General features: G+C 51.0%; 15 protein-coding genes and 1 pseudogene. 10 read left to right on the forward strand and 6 right to left on the reverse strand.

Features of this window, described 5'->3' with window-relative positions; translation table 11 throughout:
* A pseudogene (locus PAT3040_RS38950) lies at positions 1–1,036 on the forward strand (FAD-dependent oxidoreductase); the annotation flags it as partial.
* Positions 1,037–1,440: 404 nt separating this feature from the next.
* Here the strand turns inward: PAT3040_RS38950 and PAT3040_RS22700 are convergent.
* Positions 1,441–2,436 carry an aldose 1-epimerase gene (locus PAT3040_RS22700; RefSeq protein ID WP_108994501.1) on the reverse strand — a complete coding sequence of 332 codons (996 nt, stop codon included), beginning with the start codon at positions 2,434–2,436 and terminating at the stop codon, positions 1,441–1,443.
* Between the two features lie 158 nt (positions 2,437–2,594).
* A complete protein-coding gene (locus PAT3040_RS22705) occupies positions 2,595–2,936 on the reverse strand; it encodes a hypothetical protein (protein WP_087566099.1) in 342 nt (113 codons plus the stop codon).
* A 177-nt stretch (positions 2,937–3,113) separates the two neighbouring features.
* Between PAT3040_RS22705 and PAT3040_RS22710 the strand changes: the two genes are divergently transcribed.
* The 5 genes from PAT3040_RS22710 (at position 3,114) to PAT3040_RS22730 (ending at position 13,641) form a co-directional block, all read left to right on the forward strand.
* A complete protein-coding gene (locus tag PAT3040_RS22710) occupies positions 3,114–4,205 on the forward strand; it encodes a lactonase family protein (RefSeq protein ID WP_181376776.1) in 1,092 nt (363 codons plus the stop codon).
* A gap of 61 nt (positions 4,206–4,266) precedes the next feature.
* On the forward strand, positions 4,267–5,490 hold the full coding sequence (locus tag PAT3040_RS22715) for an MFS transporter (RefSeq protein WP_108994503.1): 1,224 nt from the start codon (positions 4,267–4,269) through the stop codon (positions 5,488–5,490).
* A gap of 196 nt (positions 5,491–5,686) precedes the next feature.
* Positions 5,687–6,655: an S-layer homology domain-containing protein gene (locus PAT3040_RS22720; RefSeq protein ID WP_181376777.1), complete on the forward strand. Its 969-nt coding sequence runs from the start codon at positions 5,687–5,689 to the stop codon at positions 6,653–6,655.
* A 15-nt stretch (positions 6,656–6,670) separates the two neighbouring features.
* Positions 6,671–7,954, forward strand: a complete 1,284-nt coding sequence (locus PAT3040_RS37340) for an S-layer homology domain-containing protein (RefSeq protein ID WP_181376778.1) — start codon at positions 6,671–6,673, stop codon at positions 7,952–7,954.
* 50 nt (positions 7,955–8,004) lie between these two features.
* Positions 8,005–13,641, forward strand: a complete 5,637-nt coding sequence (locus PAT3040_RS22730) for an Athe_2463 domain-containing protein (RefSeq protein WP_373863970.1) — start codon at positions 8,005–8,007, stop codon at positions 13,639–13,641.
* Here PAT3040_RS22730 and PAT3040_RS22735 read toward each other — a convergent pair.
* The 3 genes from PAT3040_RS22735 to PAT3040_RS22745 all read right to left on the reverse strand — a co-directional run bounded on the left by PAT3040_RS22735 (position 13,634) and on the right by PAT3040_RS22745 (position 16,642).
* A complete protein-coding gene (locus PAT3040_RS22735; protein ID WP_108994506.1) occupies positions 13,634–14,746 on the reverse strand; it encodes a sensor histidine kinase in 1,113 nt (370 codons plus the stop codon). The two genes, PAT3040_RS22730 and PAT3040_RS22735, sit on opposite strands and share 8 nt — an antisense overlap.
* Positions 14,743–15,423, reverse strand: coding sequence for a response regulator transcription factor (locus PAT3040_RS22740; protein WP_108994507.1), 681 nt, complete (start codon positions 15,421–15,423; stop codon positions 14,743–14,745). The genes PAT3040_RS22735 and PAT3040_RS22740 overlap by 4 nt, the downstream gene beginning before the upstream one ends.
* A 97-nt stretch (positions 15,424–15,520) precedes the next feature.
* The gene (locus PAT3040_RS22745) at positions 15,521–16,642 is read right to left on the reverse strand and encodes an ROK family transcriptional regulator (protein WP_258235120.1); all 1,122 of its coding nucleotides are present in this window, start codon (positions 16,640–16,642) and stop codon (positions 15,521–15,523) included.
* Between the two features lie 200 nt (positions 16,643–16,842).
* On the opposite strand from PAT3040_RS22745, the gene xylA reads away from it, so the two are divergent.
* The 3 genes from xylA (at position 16,843) to PAT3040_RS22760 (ending at position 20,231) form a co-directional block, all read left to right on the forward strand.
* The gene (gene xylA, locus PAT3040_RS22750; protein ID WP_108994509.1) at positions 16,843–18,156 is read left to right on the forward strand and encodes a xylose isomerase; all 1,314 of its coding nucleotides are present in this window, start codon (positions 16,843–16,845) and stop codon (positions 18,154–18,156) included.
* A gap of 16 nt (positions 18,157–18,172) precedes the next feature.
* Complete coding sequence (gene xylB / locus PAT3040_RS22755; protein ID WP_108994510.1) at positions 18,173–19,669, forward strand: xylulokinase; 1,497 nt, start codon at positions 18,173–18,175, stop codon at positions 19,667–19,669.
* A gap of 169 nt (positions 19,670–19,838) precedes the next feature.
* Entirely contained in the window at positions 19,839–20,231 is a 393-nt protein-coding gene (locus PAT3040_RS22760) for a hypothetical protein (RefSeq protein WP_258235111.1), read from the forward strand.
* A gap of 98 nt (positions 20,232–20,329) precedes the next feature.
* Here PAT3040_RS22760 and PAT3040_RS22765 read toward each other — a convergent pair whose 3' ends face one another.
* Positions 20,330–21,604: a BaiN/RdsA family NAD(P)/FAD-dependent oxidoreductase gene (locus tag PAT3040_RS22765; protein ID WP_108994512.1), complete on the reverse strand. Its 1,275-nt coding sequence runs from the start codon at positions 21,602–21,604 to the stop codon at positions 20,330–20,332.
* A 108-nt stretch (positions 21,605–21,712) separates the two neighbouring features.
* Here PAT3040_RS22765 and PAT3040_RS22770 point away from each other — a divergent pair, with 108 nt between their 5' ends.
* On the forward strand, positions 21,713–22,639 hold the full coding sequence (locus PAT3040_RS22770) for an alpha/beta hydrolase (protein WP_181376779.1): 927 nt from the start codon (positions 21,713–21,715) through the stop codon (positions 22,637–22,639).
* Positions 22,640–22,645 lie beyond the last annotated feature (6 nt).

The following is a 22,645-nucleotide window of genomic DNA, read 5'->3' on the forward strand; positions in this document are numbered from 1 at the left end:
AAGTCAAGGCGTAGCGCCGCGAGAGCTTGCCTGGAGCGCGGTGCAGCAACAATTATTGAAGCAGGATGCCTCCATCATTGGTCTTCGCAACGAGGATTCCCTTGATCGTGCCCGCAATGCCGCCGTGCGAGCTTCCGACACTTTGCGGCGAATCGCTGTGGAGCGTCCGTCGACGGCGTATCCGCTCCAGTCTCAGGTCGGCATGTTGTTCCCGGTCGAGCCGGCGCTGGAAGGGTTCTCGCTGCTGCTGGACGCATCCGCGAACACAAGCTTGACGGTGGAGCTGTGGGGAACCGGACGCCTCGAGAATTACATTCCCGCTGAGCGGATCGATACTATAGAAGTGGCGCTAGAAGCAGGAGAGGCTCGGTGGGTGGACATCCCGTTGTCATGGCGACCGTCGCAGCCGGAAAATGCGTTTGTCATTGTCCGCGAGAACGAATTCGTAAGTCTGCGATTATCCGAGGAGCCTTTATTCGGAGTGCTGGGCTTCGAATATAGGCAGCAAGCGATGAAGGATTTCGATACGGACGAGAAGCTGCAGCCGATCGTCGAATGGCGGATGGGCGGCATCGTCAGACAGCCGTTCTGCATAAGGGTGCACGCCGAAACCACTGCTTACGGGGCGGAGAAGGCGACGGACGGCTACGTCAGACCGTACGGCGGACCGCATCTTTGGTCGTCGGACGTCATCACGGACGGCCGTCAGCCATGGCTGGAGCTGAGCTGGTCGGAGCCGGTCGGCGCTGTCGAGGTGCATCTCACCTTTAACGACGATGTGAACGAGGATCTGATCAATCTGCATCACCATACGACGCCGTTCGAGACCATGCCGGAGCTCGTCAAGGACTATCGCATCGAAGCTTGGGTTGACGGCGACTGGCAAGTGCTGCATAGGGAGACCGACAACCGCCGCCGCAAGCGCGTCCACGTCTTGCCTGAGACGGTTGCAACGGATAAGCTGAGGGTCGTGGCGGAGTCGACCAACGGCTGTCCTTATGCCCAGATCGTCGAAATCCGCGTATACGAAGGATGACGGTAACGTAGCGACTTTTGGAGCTGCAGCCCGAAAAAGTCGGGTTACAGGACGTCGCGTAGCTACTTTTGGAGCTATAACCCGAAAAAATCGGGTTACAGGGCGTCGCGTAGCGACTTTCGGAGCTGTAACCCGAAAAAGTCGGGTTATTGGTCGCCGCTGAGCGCCTTTCGGAGCTGCAACCCGAAAAAATCGGGTTACAGGGGGACGCGAAGCAACTTTGGGAGCTGCAACCCGAAAAAATCGGTTTACAGGCCGCCGCTGAGCTACTTTCTGAAGCAATAGCACGTAAATAGGACCGAACCCTCAGCTGAGGGTCGGTCCTTATTTGCATTGCAGCTCGCGTTAGCGTTCCATAAAGCTCCAGGAAGGCAGCGCGGCAGAGCGCTGCCGGACTTGGCTGCCTAGCGCAAGTAAAGACGGCTCGTGGATTCCCAGATGGCGCCTGGCGCAAGCGTTACGAGACCGATCTCTTCCGCCGGCAGATTAACGTTGGGCGCATTCACGAGGTTCAGCTGCGGCTCTGGGCAGAAGAAGCCAGGCGTCGCTTTGTTGTTCCAGATCATCCATTGCTTGTAGGCCGAGCCGACGTCATATACCAGCGTAACGCCGGCGCGATTGTCCGTAAGCTCCATTTTGTTGCGTCCGTCGCGTGTCGCGCTTGTGTAATGGTTGTCCATCGGCTGCCAGAACGGGGAGATGCCGGTTGTCTGCATCGCGACTTCTTCCTCGAGAAGCTCTTGATGACCTCCGGTTGGAAGCATACGCTCATTTAGCTCCCAACGTTTGCCTGTCGTCATCGTAAAGGTGTAGTCATCAGACGTGCTGCCCGGCACGAACGGCGCGTTAAGCGTCGTATGGAATGCAATCATCGAAGGCATCGCTTCTTCGCCGTTGTTGATCACCATAACATGCTGAAGCAAGCCGTTGTCGCTCAGCGAATAACGCAGGCGAAGGGTGAAGCGATGCGGCAGGAATTGAAAAATGGCGTGCGATTCGTCAACCGTAATGCTGCACTGTACATAACTTTCGGTACCGTTTACGCCGAAGTCATCGACATTCCAAGCGGCATCATGCAGGAAGCCGTGCAGATGATTGCCCGTGTTCTCTTCGTTCACCGGGAACGTATAGGTGCGGCCGTTCCATGTGAAAGTACCATCCTCATAACGGTTCGGAGGAAATAAAACCGGGATGCCATGCACGATAGGGCGGGCACGGAATTCATTCATTTCTTCAAGCGAAGGTTCTCTAAGTATGTTATATCCTTTGGCCGTGTCGCGGAAAGCGATCAAATTAGCGCCTACCTTCGGCAGCACCGCCGCCTCGTAGGAACCCCACTTCAGCCAGATGGCGCTTTCATCATGGAATTGTCCTTCGTATGTTTGTCCTTGCTTCGTCATTGCCTATTATCCTCCTTGAATTCAATTACGCGGTTTTGGGGTAATTATATAAGTTCACTTCTCTAGCATACCAGCGCCGGACGAAGCAAACAACCGCCCACTTCCAAGTTGGAAGGGAGCGGTTGTTTGTCCATGCCGATGTTGCATGAAATTGTGGATTAATTATGCGAGAACTGCCGGTAAACCTGCTCGATTGCATATTGCTTGCGACGGTTTACATGAAGCTTTTTGCAGTCGGTATGCTGCGATCCGAAAAATACCGTTCCGTCCGCTACGGATCTAATCTTGCTCAGATTAATGAAACAATCCGAACTGATCTGAAAATAGTTCTTTTCTTTCATTAAGCTGCGAACTTCTTCTACAGACATACTCTTCTTTTTATTGTAGTTTCTGCCATGGAAGCTTACGAGACCTTGACTGCCCAACTTAAAGTACAGGACATCCGACTCTTGATCAAAATTCTCGTATACGTTCCTCTCGCTAAGCGCCACACTCATCATCCCAAATCCCCCTTATAAGAATTGAACTCATGAAATGTTAGCGCTTACATCATATCATATCTCTCAATAAAAGTGAAGAGGTATTGACAAAAAAAGTGTTTGTTCTGGAAGTGACATTTGTGCTATGTTCACTTTAGTTGTTAATGAATCGATGTAACCGGGGAAAGGATGAACGAAATGAGTTCTAAAGGATACGTACGGAATAACGGAATACTGTACGTAGGTTCCTACGGAGAGAGACATCAGCCTACTATTCATGTATGCCGATTGGATCCGTCGAACGGAAGGCTGATGATTCTTCAGAAGATGGATGGCTTCGACAATGCTTCCTTCCTCGCGCTTCATCCCAATGGGACGAAGCTGTACGCCGTTCAGGAGGTTGCAGAGGCAGGCGGAGTCGGAGGAGGCGTCGTGGCGGCAATTGCGATTGATCCCTCTACGGGTTTGCTGGGCAGCGTAACTAGCAGCGCGTCCACGGGCGGCGAGCATCCTTGTTATGTAAGCGTCGATGCGGGCGGAACGGCGGTTTTCGCGGCCAATTATACCGGCGGCAATATTGCGGCGTTGCAGTTGAATGATGCAGGCGACATCGGCAAGCTTAGCTCGCTGATGCAGCACGTTTGCGAGCCGGGACCCGTCGCGGATCGCCAGGAGAAGCCGCATGCGCATTGTATCGCTCCTATGCCTGGGACGAACTATGTGTGCGCCGTTGATCTTGGCATGGATGCCATTATAACTTATGCCTATCGAGAATCGGACGGGACGCTGAGCAAGCGCTATGAGTGCAAGCTGACAGGCGGCTACGGACCTCGCCACATCGTCTTCCATCCCATCCTCCCCGTCGGTTATGTGACGAACGAGCTGGCGTCGAGCGTAACCTTGATGCATATCGACAAAGAAAACGGAACGCTGGCGCAAGGCGCGACCTATTCTTCTATTCCAGCTGATTACGACGGTTATAACGATTCGGCTGATCTCCATTTGTCGCCGGATGGCAAGTTTCTATACTGCTCCAACCGCGGCCATCAAAGTATTGCCGTTTTTCGCGTGGATGAGACGAGCGGAGAGCTGGCAAATATACAGCATATCGGCGGTGGAGGAGAGCAGCCGCGGAATTTCGGCATTACGCCGGACGGAGCCTATGTGCTGGTCGCCAATCAGAGGAGCGGAACCATCGTCATATTCCGTAGGGATCCGGTGAGCGGGAAGCTTGCCCGAGCGGGGCAGCAGTTGGAGCTTCCATCTCCCGTGTGCATTCGCTTCGCTTAATCAACACAACACAACAACCATCTATCAGAAAGGTAGGTCCTGTTCCTTGTCATCAAGATCTATGGGAGCCGACGGAACCGCAAGCGCGGTAAAGAAGGCGACCATCTACACCATGTTGTTCGCGATCAGCTCCATCCATCTGCTTAACGATGCGATGCAGACGGTCGTCGTTGCGCTGTTCCCTATCTTCGAGGATACGCTGAAGCTCTCTTACGGCCAGATCGGGTGGATTGCCTTCACGTTAAATATGACCTCCTCCATCATGCAGCCGGTCGTTGGCATCTTCTCGGATAAACGCCCGACGCCATGGATGCTGCCTGCAGGGATGTTATGCAGCATGGCAGGCATGGCGGGGCTAGCAATCGCGCCGAATTATGCGTTGCTGTTGCTCTCTGTCGTCTTTGTCGGCATCGGTTCCGCCGTCTTCCATCCCGAGGGCTCGCGCGTCGTGCATCTTGCGGCAGGCAATCGCCGGGGCTTCTCGCAGTCGATTTTCCAGGTCGGCGGCAACTTCGGGCAATCGCTAGGTCCCATCATGACGGCGGCGATCTTTGTACCGCTTGGCCAGCGTGGTGCCGCTTGGGGCATGCTACTTGCGGCGGTAGCCATTGCTATATGCTTTAAGGTAGTGCCGTGGTATACAGCACGGCTGGCGGAGCATGGCGGGAGGGTGCCGAAGAAAAAAGCAGCATCCGCTGATACAGCAGGAGCGGGAGCGGGTACGGGAAGCAAAGTCATCGCTATAGCTTTATCCATTCTCCTGCTTGTCGTATTCGCAAGATCCTGGTATGCGGCCGCAATCGGCAATTTTTATCAATTTTATGCAAGGGACGAATACGGCCTGACGATTCAAGCTGCACAAATTCCATTGTTCCTGTTCATGATCTTCGGCGTGCTTGGCACGTTTACGGGCGGATTGATGGCGGATCGGATCGGCCGCAAAAAGATGATGCTCATCTCTATTCTCGGAGCCGCTCCGTTCGCGTTGCTGCTGCCTCATTTAACTTTGTTCTGGGTTTATCCGGTCATGGCAATTATGGGTTTCATTCTGCAATCCGGTTTCTCCGTCAGCGTCGTATATGCTCAGGAGCTTATGCCGGGCAGAGTCGGCATGGCATCCGGCATGATTACCGGACTTGCCTTCGGTATGGGGGCGTTGGGCTCGGTTGTGCTCGGCAATGTGGCCGATGCTCAAGGGATGGCGTTTGTGATGACGCTCGCAAGCTTCCTGCCTGTCATCGGACTGCTGGCCATTATGCTCCCTAAGGACCGCAGAGAAGTATAAACGCGGCAATCGCAAATTTACTTCGAGGAAATGATTGACAAAAGCTGAGCCAATGACGTACCATCGAAGTAGATATTCGTCGAAATAGAGAGAACTTTTACAGGAAGCGAAGCACGCTTTCTCCTTGGAAACTCAGGGAGAGGCGTGCTTTTTTGTCGTGATGCAAGAAAAAACAATTGGCAAGGAGTGTAAAAACATGTTAAAACATAGACGTATTGTATATTTTGGGTTGGCGGCACTGCTGCTCGGGGCCTGTGTAGGCATGAGTAACGGTATCAGGAAGGCATCTGCCGAAGTTGCCGAGACTGTCCAAATCGTGAAGGAATACGAAATGACCAATAAAGTCGACTATGTCGAATTCATGATCGAAGGCAGTCAAGGCGAATTTGTGGTGACGGTTCAACTGCCGGACGGTCATCGCGTGGGCAACCTGAAGGGGAAGAGGACGACATTAGACAGCCAGGAAAACTGGCGCGTTATCTGGGGAATGGAAAAGGCGGCGTCGGGCATATATACCTTTACGATTACAGCCCCGCAAAGCGGCTATTACAATTTGTCCGTGGATATTCCCCTGTTTCGGGATATGATGGGGCATTGGGGCCGTGAGGAAGTATCCGATTATGTACGCAGAGGAATTGCAAGTGGTTATGGAGACGGTACGTTTCGACCTGATTCAGCCGTGACGGGCGAAGAGTTGGCGAAATTGCTCGTCATGACGCTTACCGATGAACAACCGAATGGGAAGCGGCAATGGAGACGAGAATTTCGTTGGAGAATGACAAACGAAGAGAGAGCAAGCCTATTAGGGCAGCAGGAGTATGATTTTGCCGCAGCTCATGGTGTTGTATGGTCCAAGCCTTATGTAGCGGCGATTGATGATCTTGGCGTACGTATGCCTGGCAGCTTAAAGGAGCCGATGTCAAGGCAAGATGTAGCGTTGATGATTGCGGACGTTATGAGGCTTATAGATGATAAACGTCCCAAAGAGTATGCCTACAAAGACACGTCATCATTATCGCGTGAGTCGCAGGATGCGATATCGCTGGCGAGTCATTTTGCGATATTTGGCGGATATCCCGATGGAACATTCCAGCCTGCAAGAGCAGTAACCCGCGCGGAAGCGGTAAAGGTGTTATCGCGATTAGAATCTTATTTGACCAGTTGAGAGGGGAAGCAAGGAATGCAGAGTATGAAATGGATGTTAACGTTTAGTTTGGTATTTTCACTGACGTTTGGGGGAACAGGAGCTGCTAACGCAGAGCAGGATGGCGCAGCCGAGGAAACAACCGGGGTTGATGCACTTCCTTTTTCGGACATAGCTGGGCATTGGGCGAAGGATGCTATATTGCAAGCTTATCAAGCTGGCTTTGTGGAAGGTTTTGAGGACGGGACGTTTCGGCCGAATGATATTGTAAAGGCTGACCAGTTTATCGTAATGATTTTGCGCGCTCATAGCGTGACGAAAAATGGAAAGACGGAGTTTGATCCGGAGTGGTTGGCTGAACTCGAGATTGACAATCCAGGATATTATAATCGAATTAAAACAGCCCTGAGCACAACTAGATTTAATTTCAAAAATGCATCATTTGGCTATTGGGCAACACCTTATGTGAACTTTTTATTCGATATTAATGTACTACGAGATACTGAGCTTTTATTTCCTAAACAATACAACTTGTTCCAGAAGCAGATTAAAAGAGATGCAGCATCTTATTTACTAGGAGCATGGTTCCATGTGCTGGAGGAAGAATACGATTACTTGTATTCGGAATACGTAGTTAACAATAGCGGCCTAAAGGATATTGGCAATTTTTCAAAGAACACCGAACCATATAGAGCAACCGTTCTTATCTCTGGATTGATGAACGGGTACCCTAGGGGATACTTTTATCCGCAACGATATGTTACACGAGCAGAAGCAATAACCATGGTTTTGAGACTCCGAGATGAAACATTAAGAAAGCCATATCAACCTGATCTTAAAGGATTGAATTACACAACAATCGAGGGGGAAATTTATTTATACAAAGATAAATATGCTTTGGACATGTATAACAAGATGCTGGAGCTAGCGTACAAACATGTCACAGAAGGGTACGTCAATCGCTTTAGCGGAGAATCAATTGAAGTTTTTTCAACCAAGGAAGATTACGAGAAGTACAAATATTTATCGCTTACAGGGCAATATGATCTACGTCCTAAAGATGAACTACTAGCATTTGTTCATAGAGACGGATTGAGAGAGATAGGGTTTAGTTACCCTGTCACTTCAAACTTTAAAACAAGTAACGAATATTTAAATTCCTTATACGAATTATTAGCAGGCGGTGGAAAAGGTAAGGAGCTTCGAAAAATGGTCGAAGGCTATATCGTAGAAACAGCACAAAAAGACTTCACATTCAATAATAAGAACTTCTCTTATCGTGAGATTGGAAAAAGGTATCAAATCAAGCTTAACTACTAAAGAGTGGTGGGATTAAATTGCATAGAATCCGAAAGATCATAGTTTCAATGATGGCCATCCTTTGCATCCTTTCTTTATACGATTTTACAGGATGGACTATTAAAACTGCATCAGCTGCGGTTAATCAGCCCCCATTAACAATTAACGGTTTTTCCAACCGATGCGGGTATAATCCAATTCCATCCGTGGATGGTAATATCCCTGAAGGCATTCCACCTTGTAGTTCTAATGGATTTAAATTTAACTCTAAGTATTATTATCAGACCGCATGGCCTGAAGGTAGCTCTACTCCATTAGCAGGACAAAGAAGACTTGAAGTCTATGGTGATGTTAAAGCGGTGCAGAGTATTCAAGAGTTTAAAAAAGGATGGCAGAAGGCCGGACCGGATACAATCGATTATACTAATGGTCACTTCTTGGGAACTGATTCAAAGACCGGGAATTCGGTTCGCGGAGAATATAGGTACTTAGGATTCACACGTGATGGCAACGAATTTTCAAACATTCATTTTATTGTAGACTCCGATTCCGGCAATGTATTAGCATCTAAGCACTGGATTTATAGGCCTTGGGAGCAAATAGGTTCAGACTACAAGTATAAGCCTGATACTCCAGGTGCCGTGTACGAAGGTAGAGCAGTAACAGATATATCATTCGATTACATCAGAGGCTGGATCGATAAAGCTATTGGTTTCTCAATCACACAAGGAGTAAAGTACGCGGATCGCTATAGAGTGTTATCTGGAGCCAACTTAGACAATCGCGACCCCCGAAACTACATGTCCATCGACCAAGAGCCCTCAGCAAGAGCAGGCGGGTTCGGGAATATGTATCATTATAGCTGGGAATCGCACTCCACGTGGTATCATACATATGCTTTGCCCAAACTTGCACCTGAACAAAAAAAGCAAACACCAGCACTTTGTACGGCACAGCCAGTGAGCAAAGATCCCATACCGATCGGCAAAAGCAAAATCGTTAAAGTAGAAATGATAGTAACCGGCACTCTTCAAGATGACATGTATTTTGGAGGTCGTGCTACTGAAGCGGAGTATTATACCCGCAAGGACATTGATTACTGGCGACTGGACATGAAAGATCCAAATGCAAGTACATATATTCAGAAAGCTTCAAACAATTACAGCGATGGGGTTGTGTTGAAGAGCAATCAATCAAGTGCGACCTTCACGATTGAAGTAGATACTTCGAAGCTCGATAAAACCAGCGATGACGTTTGGTTGTACAAATCCCACGCAGGAGCCTTCATCGTCTACACGAACCATACATACAATACGCCGTCTACCGCAGGACAATATTGCAATTTTCAAATTGAATTCGAACCCACGGAAAAACAGCCAATGCTCAGCGATTTTGGCGTTATCCCTGAGATTCAATTTGATCGAAAATCCCAATTCACTAGCCTAATGGTAGGTTATGAAGATTTTTCTTATGGGTCTGATGCAGATTACTACGAGTTCGAAATTATAAATAAAGATGATGGAACAACAGCATCTCGTAAATACGATCCTGCTATACCCGAAGTAAAAGCGCCAAAATCAGGGCATTTGGATCAAAAGGCTGTCGAACAATGGCTCTACAACTTTATGGCATCGAAATTCGCCGTAGATATGGTAACGGAGCCTGTAAAAAAATCGTTTGAAATCAAACAAAAGATTGTAGATAAGGATGCCGCCGTCAATCAATCATCTGAAAGGATTCGTACTGTTGTCATTGCACAAGTACCCTATGTGTACAGTTGTGAGCAGGAAGCTTGGCCGGCACCGCCGCAGTTTATTACGCCAGAAGCGGACTGGCCGCTTGATTGGTATGATGTAGTTCCCTTTCCTGTGACAGATGGCGAACCAGATATAATTCCCCATCGAGGCTGCGAAGATCCTGCAGGTTATGATGAGTTTACAAAACGCGTGTTTATCGATGGTTCTGAGATCAACGCAACTGCCTTTTACCGAGGGGATTATATTTTCGGAGAAAACAAGCTTGGAATACGCGAGGTTAAGACAACTTTTACAGCACCGGACGGAAGCGAATCTTTTAAGATTCAACATGTGGTTGTTCATAAGTCGAAACCAAACGTTGCTATTAAACTCGAAGGACTTTATAAGCAAAACAGAACAATGATCGCACTTGACCAGTCAAAAGCAAGTAACGATCAATGGGTGGAGCAGAACGCACCCCTTGAAATCACATCGTTTAGTTTCGTCAAACCAAATGATCTGAATTTAAAATGCCGAGTAGGCTTTTGTGAATCCAACACATCGGAAAAACAATATATGTATAAGGAAACGGGCAGCTATCAAATCAGCATAGCAGCAAAAAGGGTCATTCCGTATGGCAATGGAAAATCCATTACTCGTTATTCTGATCCGTATGTGGTCGACTATGAAATACTTCCCGACCATGAACCAGCAGTAATAGCTCATGCTTACGAATCCCAAATTAGCCGTCTGGATCAACTCAAGCTCTTTTATGATGCCGTTAGCACGGATGGCGACTTTATTTCGGAGAAACGATTAGAGGTCCACTACGATTCAAACAACGATGGTACCATGGACGAAATCGTCTTCCAGTCCAACGGTGATCTTTCGGAACTTCCCGTATTCGAGAGGCTTGGTCAGTATAAAATCGTTGCTTATGCGAAAGAAAGTACAAACCAAGACCGACTAATGGAGTTTATTACGCCTGGTGACAACAAAACGAAAACAATAGAATCGTATTTCTTTGTCGACAATTATTCTCCTTCAAGCGACTTATACTTGGATATTCCAACGCAAAAGCCCGATATGGACATTTACTTCATGTTGGATTCCAACTTAAAGCAATCATCGACAGATTATATTCGAGGAAACGGTGTCACACTCACAAATGCCTTCACCCAAGCGAACATGTTAGCGAATCTAAGCATTTGGGATATGAAGACCTATACAGATACTATATCAGCTAGTACAAGCAATGGTACCGGCACTTCTTACCCCAGCAGCACTTATTACTATTCATCAAATGGTTATTCAGGCACGTTGTCGCTATACAGCACATCCAACAGTCCTTATACGCGAGATGAGGGTAAATTCGTCACAGTGACGGACTCCAAAACCGGTACAGGAACATGTTCGAGTTCAGTAACGACTTACTATGATTCTAAAGGAAATTACAAAGATTCGAGCTCATGGAATAATTGCGGATCTTCACAGTATTATAGCGACGGTAAATACTCAGGTACCATTGGCCGATCCGGCGAGTCGCCAAATGGTCCAAGCTGCGGACCAACGGGCACTCCAAATGGATCATGTTCACGTGGTTGGACAGCCTACTATAGCGGGACGGTTTATTGGACACATGATGTGTGGGAACCCAGAGAAGTATCGTACGATAGCTATACTGGCTTCTATAGTGGGAGCATATCCAAGGCTATTCGACAACGGTACGATAATTCATTTATGAGGTCCGTGCCAGCCAAATATGTGATCTACATCTCTGACAACCAGGCATCGCAGCTCTCGGATTTGCAAAATGTGATTAACAAAAACGAAGCGACACTCATCATCGTGGGATCGAATGTTTTCCGATCGCAGATATCGCATGACCATTTTATCTCTAATACGGGGGCGATAGAAGATGTTGTAGCTTCCGTCATCAGTTACATAGCTGAAAGCAATCCTGCCGTACCTAAAGTTCTAAAGCTGGTCGGAGATGAAATCGAAACGAGAACGGCGACATTCGACTATGAGTCCGACTCTATACCGACGGTTAGCGACCAGCTTCAAATCATACAGGATCCTCAATATTATGACAACAGCATGGGCTTTGAATTCATTAACGGAAAGCAGCTCATCGCCGTCAAAAACAATAACAATTGGTTTCCTTACCAGTCCAAGGTTACGTTAAGCAGACCCGGCAAATATCAGTTTATTCGGCGCGTAAAGGATAGACCGACGACCGATCCGAATTTCAGCGAATACGGCTATTTTTCCAATGAATCCGTCGTTGAAGTGATCGTGCATCGCAAGCCCATCCCAGATGTCATCCTGGATTTCGACTACGTGCCCGCATCGAATTTGTACAAGACGACATGGATCGATGCCAGTTACGATCTGGATCATAATATAACGCGAGCGGCGACGGATCGGGGCATTCAAGCGCGATCGATCAAGCTTACGAAGCAAGGAAGCGGCGAAGTATGGACGCGAATTCCTTCCGAGCTGTCTTCGGGGACTTACATCTTGGACTATAGAGTTCAGGATATCGAAGGAGTATGGTCGGATCCGATTGTGCGGACCTATGTACTGCCAGAGACGGTTCCCGTTCAGCTGAAGTCTAACCTGCGGACGCAAGATGAAAATTTTTCGCTGAATAACGTTCCTGCAAGCGAGAAGCTTGTAGCTCACGAACTATGGACCAGATTCCCATATTCCGTCGCCCTCTCTCTTTCTATGGGAGGTTATATTAATAAGTCCGTTCCGTATTATACGGGAAGCAGGAGCGGCAACGATATTGCCTGGAATGATGAGACGCTCGTTATTCCGAATACGACGCCGGATGGTTTGTACAGCTTCAAGATACGGGCTAACGGGTCCGTGGCAGGTTCTTATGCGGAGAATACGTATAACGTCCGCGTTAGCACTCCTATTAATCTTAACGGCAGTATCGATTCGATTAATGGCTTAAGCAGCAATCTGCTTACCTTAACCGTTGGAGAATCGTATAGGCTCGCGGCTTCCACCACCAAATATCCGGATTCCGCAGTGAACGGCAACGCGACGACGGTTACAGCTTTCAAAGGCACGCCATACCAACGGACGATTACATTAACCTCGACGACAAACTCCACGACGGGAATCGGAAGCAAGAGCTGGAGCAATCAATTGACGATAGCGGCGATACCTGACGGCTCCTATACGTTCGAATGGACCGCCAGAACGCCGAATGGCAATGTGCAGACGGTTGCGAAGACTGTCGTTGTAATGAATAACCGTCCGCCGACGCCGGGGTTTAGTTGGTCGCCGAATCCGGTCTACGAGGGAGATACGGTGACATTCCGCAGTTTGGCGAGCGATCCGGATCGTGATCCGATTACAGTGGCCTATGAATTGACGAGCCCAACCGGCGTTCGTCAAAGCTATAGCTATAATTTGACCTATCCTTATTCGACTGCCGCTCCGGTTAGGCGGATGACTGAAACGGGAGCATGGAAGATGCGGCAGACCGTGACGGATGGGCGCTCCGCAACTGTTATGCTTAATCAGACTATTCAAGTGGTTCCTCTGACGCTGTCAGGGGACGTAGGACATACGGATGCATGGAATGAGCGAAGGCAGGCTTATAACTTGAAGGAAAGCGGGAACCCGGAGTCGCCTAGAGGATACAATGTGTTCTGGGCAGGCGAGAGACTGATGCTGCAGGCGGCTACGACAGCGACCCCGACCGCAACGAAAGCGATCAGGGTGGAAGCGACGTTCGGCAATCGGAAGACAACTCTGAGCGCTGTAGGATCTACCAGCAGCATTTGGAAAGGGGAGATGTGGGACGATGCGATGGAGGAGCTCCCGGACGGCCCCGCAACGATTACATTCGTCGCCTATTATAGCAATGGCACGACCAAGACAACCAACGTCTCCATTATTTTCGAAGGGAATACATCCGATACGGTTGGCGTTCATCGGGTCAAATAACGGATTTAGCCGGCAATAAAGGCTGCAGCGGAAGCGTGACATCGAGAGTCGTTCCCTCACCGGGGACGCTCTCCACTCGAATCGACCCTTGATGGAGCTCAACGATTCGCTTGACGATCGATAAGCCGAGCCCGTTGCCTTCTATGGTTCGCGTGCGTTGCTTGTCCCCCTTGTAAAATCGTTCGAAAATGCGGGCCTGATCCTCGCGCGATATGCCGATTCCCGTATCGCTGATCCGTACGGTAATCTCTCCTTCGTTCTTTACCGATTGGATGGTGATCCGTCCATGGGGAGGCGTAAATTTGATAGCGTTATGCAGCAGGTTCAGCCAAACCTGGCTAAGCAACTCCGCATTCCCGTGCATGATAACTTCCGCCAGCTCGAGCTCGATGTCCTGCTCCTTCTCCAGCCATTGAGGTTCGCTTGCCAGTACGATATCCGTCAGCTGCTTGTCGAGACTAAACGGCGCCATGTCCCATTGGACATGGTCCGACTCGAGCGAAGTCAGCTTCATTAAGTTGTCGCTAAGCCCGGAGAGGCGAATCGTCTCCTTTTCGATGATGGACAAATAATGTTGTTGTTCTTCGCGCGTCAGCCCGTCTTGTTGCAGCATGCTTGCAAATCCGCGAATAGAGGTGAGCGGCGATTGAATCTCATGCGACACGTTGGATATAAACTGCTGCCTGAGCTGCTCCACCTGCTTCAGCTCCTGCGTCATCTCGTTAATGGAGTCGACGAACTCTCCAAGCTGGGAGTGATTGCGGAATTTGCCTTCCTGGTCGACGATGACGCTAAAGTCGCCTTTGGCGATTTTGCGAAAAGCGATAAGCATCTCGTTCCAGACAATCATCTGCTTCGGGCGTGTAATAAAGTTAATAAGCAGCACCGTGATGACGAATAAGAGAACGCCGAGCCCCCATACTGCCAAATGAACGTAATAATCGTTCCAGCTTAGTCCTCGGTAATCATAGAACCACATGAACAGGAAGTAAGCGCTCGTGTAGACGGCGGCGCAGAACAAGATGACTGCGATGATTGCAATTGCGCCCTTCCAAATGAAGAGGCCAAGCGACGGTCTGCGATTCGCCTTGTCCGTTCTTGTCATCCCGCCGCCTCCGTCTCCAGCCGGTAGCCGAGTCCGCGAATCGTACGGATCTTGATCGAGGCATTCCAGTCGGCGAATCGTTCGCGCAGGCGGTTAACATGCACGTCAAGCGTACGTTCGTTGCCATCGAAGTCGTAGCCCCACACCGATTCGATCAAAGAACCCCGCGACAGCGTTCTGCCGTTATGGCTCATCAGCATGAACAAAAGCTCGAATTCCTTGGGCGGTATGTTATGAGGTTCGCCATTCACTTTCAACTGATAGGTTCCGCGATCCATCATTATCCCGCCAACGGTTATTTGCTGCGAGGAGGCAATACGATATCTCTTAAGCAGAGCTCTTACCCGTACGGCTAATTCGGCCGGATCGAAAGGTTTCACGAGATAATCGTCCGCTCCGATATGAAAGCCGCGGAGCTTGTCGTTCAGCTCACCCTTGGCCGTAAGCATCAGGATAGGGAGGTCGTGATCCTTGCGCAAGTGGCGGCATAACTCCCATCCGTCCATATTCGGCATCATCAGATCGATGATGGCCAAATCGGCCGGCGAAGCTCCCATTAGCGCCATAGCCTCTGCTCCATCACTCGTTTCGCTGACCAAATACCCTTCTTTTTCCAAGATGAGCCTTACAAGCTCGCGGATATGAGGGTCATCGTCAGCTACCAAAATGTATCCCAATTAACGCACCTCCAAACAGTGAGCTTTCTCCCTGTTATAGTTGGTCTTAATGTTAGAAGAATACATCCCTCATGTAAACGGAATTTAAACGAAGGGGCTACACGCTCTTTACTTTGGCAAAAAAATCGCTGATGGCATAATAAGCAGCGCCTCTTACGGCGGACTGCTCCTGCAATTCCGCGAATAATATGCTTAGTTGCGCCCGATGGTAGGGAAGCGAACGGGTGGCGACGGCTTCGCGCATAGCGGGGCCGATCCATGTCGCGGCGCTGCTCATGCGATTGCCGACGATGACAACATCGGGATTAAACACGTTAACGATGTTGGCGATGCCGACACCCAGATAGGACCCGATGTCGCTAAACAATTGCCGTACTCGCTCATCCCCTTGCTCCGCGGCTTTGAGCAGTTGTCCGAGACTTGCGTAACCAAGCGATGAAGCCTGCTCGAGCAAGGCGTTCTCGGAGGCGTACAGCTCCCAGCAGCCTTGATTGCCGCAACTGCAGGGCTTGCCGTCGTACTGAATGGACAGATGGCCAAGTTCACCGGAGAAGCCGGAAGCGCCTTTAAACAATTCTTTGTTTAAAATGATGCCGGTGCCGATCCCGATTCCGACGCTCACGTAGATCTGATTGAGAATTCCGCGACCGGCTCCATAGGTTTGCTCGCCTTGCGCGCCTGCGTTCGCTTCGTTGTCGATCGTGACGGAGAGGCTGTAGCGGCTCTCAAGCATTTGCTTCAAGGCAACCTGCTTTAGCCTCATGTTCGGAGCGAACAGGATGACGCCTTGATCATCCACGATGCCCGGCACGCCGACCCCGATGCCCACGATCCCATAGGGGCTATCCGGCGCTTGCTTTATAAGGCCGTCGATGCAGCCGGTCAACTGCTCCAGCGGTAATTCCTGATTGGCTCGTCCAAGCTCGATATGAGCGTCGGCAACGACTCCTCCCGCCAGATCGGTCAGAATGCCTCTTATATAGTTGACGCCGAGATCAATGCCTACCGCATAGCCAGCTTTCTCGTTAAATAAAAGCATGACGGGTTTGCGTCCGCCGCTGGACTCCCCAGGTCCGATCTCGTAGACAAGATGGGCATCGATCAAATCCAGTACGAGGCTGGATACGGTAGCCTTGTTTAGGCCAGTCCGCTCCGATATGCCTGCACGCGATAGCGGCGCATGCTTAAGGACGGCATCGAGCACGATAGAAGTGTTCATTTTTTTGATGAGGGCAAGGTCGCCTGTCGGTTTCGTTGGCACGCGTAACGTTCTCCTGTCTATGATTATCCGTAGTCGATGTTTCTTGTACGGAAAGTATACCATAAAACTTAGTTTGTTTAATAGACAAACAAAGTGTGTTTGTGTTATTCTGCATGTAGAAGGAAAACGCATTCATCCCAAAGGAGGAGTTATTACTTATGAGTTACTTCAAAAACATTCCGGCAATCGCATTCGAAGGGAAAGGCTCCGACAATCCGCTTGCATTTAAACATTATGATCCGTCCCAGATCGTGCTTGGCAAAACGATGGAAGAACATCTTCGTTACGCGGTTGCTTACTGGCACACGTTCAACGCTAACGGCACGGATCCGTTCGGTTCCGGCACGATGGTGCGCGGCTGGGATCAATTCGACGGTCTGGATCGTTCCAAAGCCCGCGTAGAAGCGAACTTCGAATTCATGGAGAAGCTGAACATTCCTTACTACTGCTTCCATGATATCGACATCGCTCCGGAAGGCGCTACGCTGCAAGAAACGTACAAAAACCTCGATGTCATCGTGGCGTTGCTGAAGGAAGCTATGAACGCTTCCGGCAAAAAGCTGCTATGGAACACGGTTAACATGTTCACGAATCCTCGCTTTGTTCATGGCGCAGGCACGACTTGCAACGCGGACGTATACGCATATGCAGGCGCGCAATTGAAGAAAGGCCTGGAAGTCGGCAAGGAGCTCGGTGCGGAGAACTACGTATTCTGGGGAGGCCGCGAAGGCTACGAAACGCTGCTGAACACGGACATGGGCTTCGAGCTTGATAACCTCGCCCGCCTTTACCATATGGCGATCGACTATGCGAACGAGATCGGATTCGACGCTCAATTCCTGATTGAACCGAAGCCGAAGGAGCCAACGAAACATCAATACGACTTCGACGCGGCAACGACAATCTCGTTCTTGCAGAAGTACGGTCTGCAAGACAAGTTCAAGTTGAACCTGGAAGCGAATCACGCTACGCTTGCCGGCCACACGTTCGAACATGAGATCCGCACGGCGGCTATCAACGGCATGCTGGGATCGCTTGACGCAAACCAAGGCGACCTGCTGCTGGGCTGGGATACGGACGAATTCCCTACGGATCTGTACTCCACGACGCTGACGATGTACGAAGTGCTGAAAGCCGGCGGCCTGGGCCGTGGCGGCGTTAACTTTGACGCCAAAGTGCGTCGCGGCTCTTTCGAAGACCAGGATCTTTTCCTTGCGCATATCGCGGGCATGGACAGCTTCGCTTGGGGACTGAAAGCAGCTGCCAAGCTGATCGAGAACCGCACGCTGGACAGCATCGTAGATCACCGTTACCGCAGCTTCAAAGAAGGCATTGGCGCCGACATTGTAGCCGGCCGCGCCACGTTGAAGTCGCTTGAGCAATATGCGCTGCAAAACAATCCGATCGTAAACGAGTCCGGCCGTCAAGAGCGTATTCGTCTTATGTTAAGCGAAGTTATTTTTAGCGTATAAACGGGAGGCTCTGGATATGAGTTACGTGATCGGAATCGACCTCGGCACCAGCGCGGTCAAAGCGCTTCTTGTGAACAAGGAAGGGACGATTGTCGCCGAAGCTTCGCGCAGTTATCCGCTCTATCATGAGCGCTCCGGCTGGAGCGAGCAGCGGCCCGAGGATTGGGTGGACGCGACGCACGAAGCGCTGCGAGAGCTTGCTGCCAATGAAAACATCGATGCCGGCGCGATCGAAGGCATCAGCTTCTCGGGACAGATGCATGGATTAGTGCTGCTGGATGGCGAAGGCAAGCCTGTTCGCAACGCCATTCTGTGGAACGATACACGCACGACGGAGCAGTGCCGGGAGATCGAGCGGGTGCTTGGCGACAAGCTGCTTCGATTGACTCGCAATCCCGCATTGGAAGGGTTCACGCTGCCCAAAATATTGTGGGTTCGAGAGAACGAGCCAGCTTTGTTCCAATCGGCCGAGTCCTTCCTCTTGCCGAAGGACTATGTGCGATATCGGCTGACCGGACGTCGCCATATGGATTATTCCGACGCGGCGGGCACGCTGCTGCTTGAAGTAGCGGAGAAACGCTGGAGCGATGAGGTGCTGGAGGCTTTCGGCTTGCCGGCAAGCTTTCCGCCTCCTCTTGTGGAATCTCATGAGCTGACGGGCACGCTGCTGCCGGAAGCAGCGGAGCGTTCCGGCTTGAACGTTGACACGAAAGTATTCGCGGGCGGGGCGGACAATGCTTGCGGCGCGATCGGGTCCGGCATTCTGTCGGAAGGTCTGACGCTGTGCAGCATTGGTACGTCGGGCGTCATTCTCTCTTACGAGGATGACAAGTCGAAGGACTTCGGGGGCAAGGTCCACTTCTTCAACCACGGGAAGGAGGATTCGTTTTATGCCATGGGCGTAACTCTTGCGGCGGGCTACAGCCTCAGCTGGTTCAAGAAGACGTTCGCGCCTGGAGAGTCCTATGACGAGCTGCTGGCCGAGGTTGGTGGGCTGCCGCCGGGAGCTGGCGGTCTGCTGTTCACGCCTTATCTGGTCGGCGAACGAACGCCCCATGCGGACTCTTCGATCCGCGCAAGCTTTGTGGGCATCGACGGCTCGCATGAGCGCAAGCATTTTGCCAGGGCGGTTATGGAGGGCATCACCTTCTCGCTAAACGAGTCCGTAGATATGTTCCGCGGCGCCGGCAAAAAGGTGGAACGCATCGTCTCCATCGGGGGCGGGGCGCAGAATCCCGTCTGGCTCCAGATGCAGGCCGACATTTTTGGCGCGACGGTTGTGTCGCTGGAAAATGAGCAGGGACCGGGACTTGGAGCGGCCATGCTCGCAGCTTACGGCTGCGGCTGGTTTGACAGCCTGGAGGCATGTTCCGCGGCGTTCGTGAAATACGCGTCGGAATACGTTCCGAACCAAGAGGCATCGAATGCATACGTTGGTCTGTTCCGCGCCTATCAGCAAGTTTACGGCGCGACGCGCGAGCTTAACGAAACGCTCGCTGCATACCGGGCGTAAAAGACGAGGAACGCCCAACCAAATGATAAGCAATAAGCCGTTTGATTCTCCTGAGACCAGGGAACCAACGGCTTATTCGCGTTTTCCGGGCATCGGGCAGGCATGAATTCCACGTGATTAGGCATCCTAAAAGCAGGAAATGACCAAATACTCGGAAGGAAGATGCAGGTTGTCCCACTTATCGGCGATAATGTTCGACTTCAGCGATAGCAGCAGCGCCGCGATGGCTCGCGAATTGCTGCTGGAGCTTGGCTACGATCCCGTTATACATCATGAACGCCGCATGCATATTCATGTGGAGGGAGGCGACTTGACGTCGGCTCTCGAGATTGCGCAGGCGCATGGCGGGCAACTCGTGGAACAAGCTCATATTGCCGAAGAAGCCGTGACCAGCTCTGCCTATGCGCTGGATGCAATCACTATTCCCGCCCATGTCGTCAATGAGGATTGGATAGACGCGGAAGGGGCGCGTAACAGGGATGAAGACGGCGTTATGACCAGCGAAGAGCTTCTGCCTGACGACGGAACGTACAATCATTTCTCGGGCGACGTCCATATCTAGGCCGGCATGCCGTCCCGCTCATAAGCGTCGAAAGAAGAGGGCTCCCCTTAACCTTGGTTCCAAGGTCGAGGAGAGCCCTCGCTCGTGCATGTCGATCTTTACCGTGCCAGCTCCATGGCCCTTTCGGCCGCGTGCCTCCCGGCGTTATACCCGGTCGTGAACGCGGCCGTTATATTGTAGCCGCCCGTATAACCGTGGATGTCCAGCACCTCGCCGCAGAAGTACAGTCCGGGCAATAGCTTGGACTGCATCGACCTTGGATCGATCTCCTTTAGATGCACGCCTCCGCCCGTCACGAACGCTTCTTCGATCGACAACGTCCCGTCGATGCGTACCGGAAATGCCTTGGCAACCCGAGCCAGCGCAAGCCAAGCTCCCTTGGGAATGTTATCGTACGTAATATCGTCCCGCAGCCCGGACTTGAGGAACATAATAGGCAGCATCCGCTCCGGGTAATAACCCTTCAGGACGTTTTTTATCGTTTTGCGGCTATCGGCCTTGCACAGGGCCAACGTCTCGGAGAACAGCTCATCTGCTGTCCGTTCGGGCATGAGATCGATAGTAGCTTTCACTTCGCCGCCGCCGTTTTTTCGCAGCTCCTTGACGACGAATCCGCTGCACCGAAGCGCGATTGGACCCGACAGGCCGAAGTGAGTGAAGATCATATCGCCTTCATGCCTGATAATGGGCTTTTCCTTGGCGTTTAAGATCGTCAGCGCGACGTTTCGAAGAGAGAGCCCCTGCAGCTCTTTGCCGAGAATGAAAGAGGATCTCGACGTAAGCGGCACCTCGGTTGGGAACAGCTCCGTGACGGTGTGTCCGGCTTCCTCCGCCCACGCGTATCCATCTCCCGTCGAACCCGTGTGCGGAACGGACTTGCCTCCCACGGCGACAATGACGCTGCTTGCTTTAATAATCTCCTTGGATTTCAATTGCACCCCGACTGTTCTGCCGCCCTCGTATAACACGCGTTCTACCGGACTATTGACCCGGATATCTACGCCCAGCGATCGAACTTTGTTTACTAACGCATCGACAACCGTCTTGGCTTTATCGGTAATGGGGAACATGCGGCCGTTGTCTTCTTCTTTAAGAGCAATGCCCAGTCTCTCGAAAAAGTCCATAATATGCCGATTGCTGAAAACGGCAAGCGCACTGTGCAAATATTTGCCGTTCCCGGGGATATGCTTGATTAATTCGTCCAGCTCTTTGGCGTTCGTTACGTTGCATCGCCCCCCGCCGGAAATGCCGAGCTTCCTGCCAAGCCTGTCCCCTTTGTCCAGAAGCAGGGTTTTCGCGCCCGATTCTCCGGCGGAAACGGCAGCCATTAATCCCGACGAACCCGCGCCCGCAATGATTACATCATAATTCATATCTACTCTCCTAACGATTATTCATAATAACCAAAAAAGGCTCTATTCACGACGGCCGTTTACAGTATAATTTAATTATTATACATGAATGCGAGGGGCTGTAACAGGATGAGTCAACGTGGCAGCTATAACGATAGGGATGATGTGCAGCAAGGCATAGCGGATGATGGAATCGAAGCTTCGGATAAGGTTCGCCGAACGGAGTGGCGAGTGCTCGGTACCGGCGTAAACGATTTATTTGTGCGCGAATGGCTGCCTGCCGCAGGCAAGCCTAAAGCAGTCATCTGTTTGGCTCATGGGCACGGCGAGCATGGCGAACGGTATGCGCATGTTGCGAAGGAGCTGGCGGCAGACGGATATGCCATTATCGCCTACGATCATTACGGCCACGGCAGATCGCAAGGAAAGCGGGGGCATATGCTGTCTATGGAGGCGGCGATCGCCGATCTAACGTTGATGCTGGAGCAATGCGCGAAACGTCATGCCGAGATTCCGCTCTTCTTATACGGCCACAGCATGGGGGGGAATATCGCGTTAAATTGCGCGATCCGGACCAAGCCTGACCTTGCAGGGCTCGTTCTGACAAGCCCATGGCTAAGACTCGCCTTCAAACCTCCCGCAGTAAAAGAATGGCTCGGGCGCAGGTTGGCGACGTTCTGGCCCTCCCTGCCGATGTCCACTGGACTGAAGGAGGAAGACCTGTTCCGGCAGAACGGTACGGAAGCGTCCAGATCCCGATCCATGAAGGGGGATCCGCTGAGTCATACCACTATTACGCCAAGGGCATTTACCGAAATTCAGGATGCCGGAGAGTGGGCGATCAAGCACGTCAACGAGCTTCATGTCCCCCTTCTGCTTCTGCACGGAACGGCAGACAGGGTAACCTCATACGTCGCAAGCAAGGAACTGGCGGATGGAATGAGGGAGGGCTGCGACTGGAACCCGTGGCAGGATGGACTTCATGAACTGCATAACGATCTTCAAGGCGGAGAAGCCATCGCTTGTATTAAGGCCTGGATGAACGACAAATTATAGAAAGCA

Source organism: Paenibacillus agaridevorans, from assembly GCF_003112455.1.
Lineage (GTDB): Bacteria > Bacillota > Bacilli > Paenibacillales > Paenibacillaceae > Pristimantibacillus > Pristimantibacillus agaridevorans.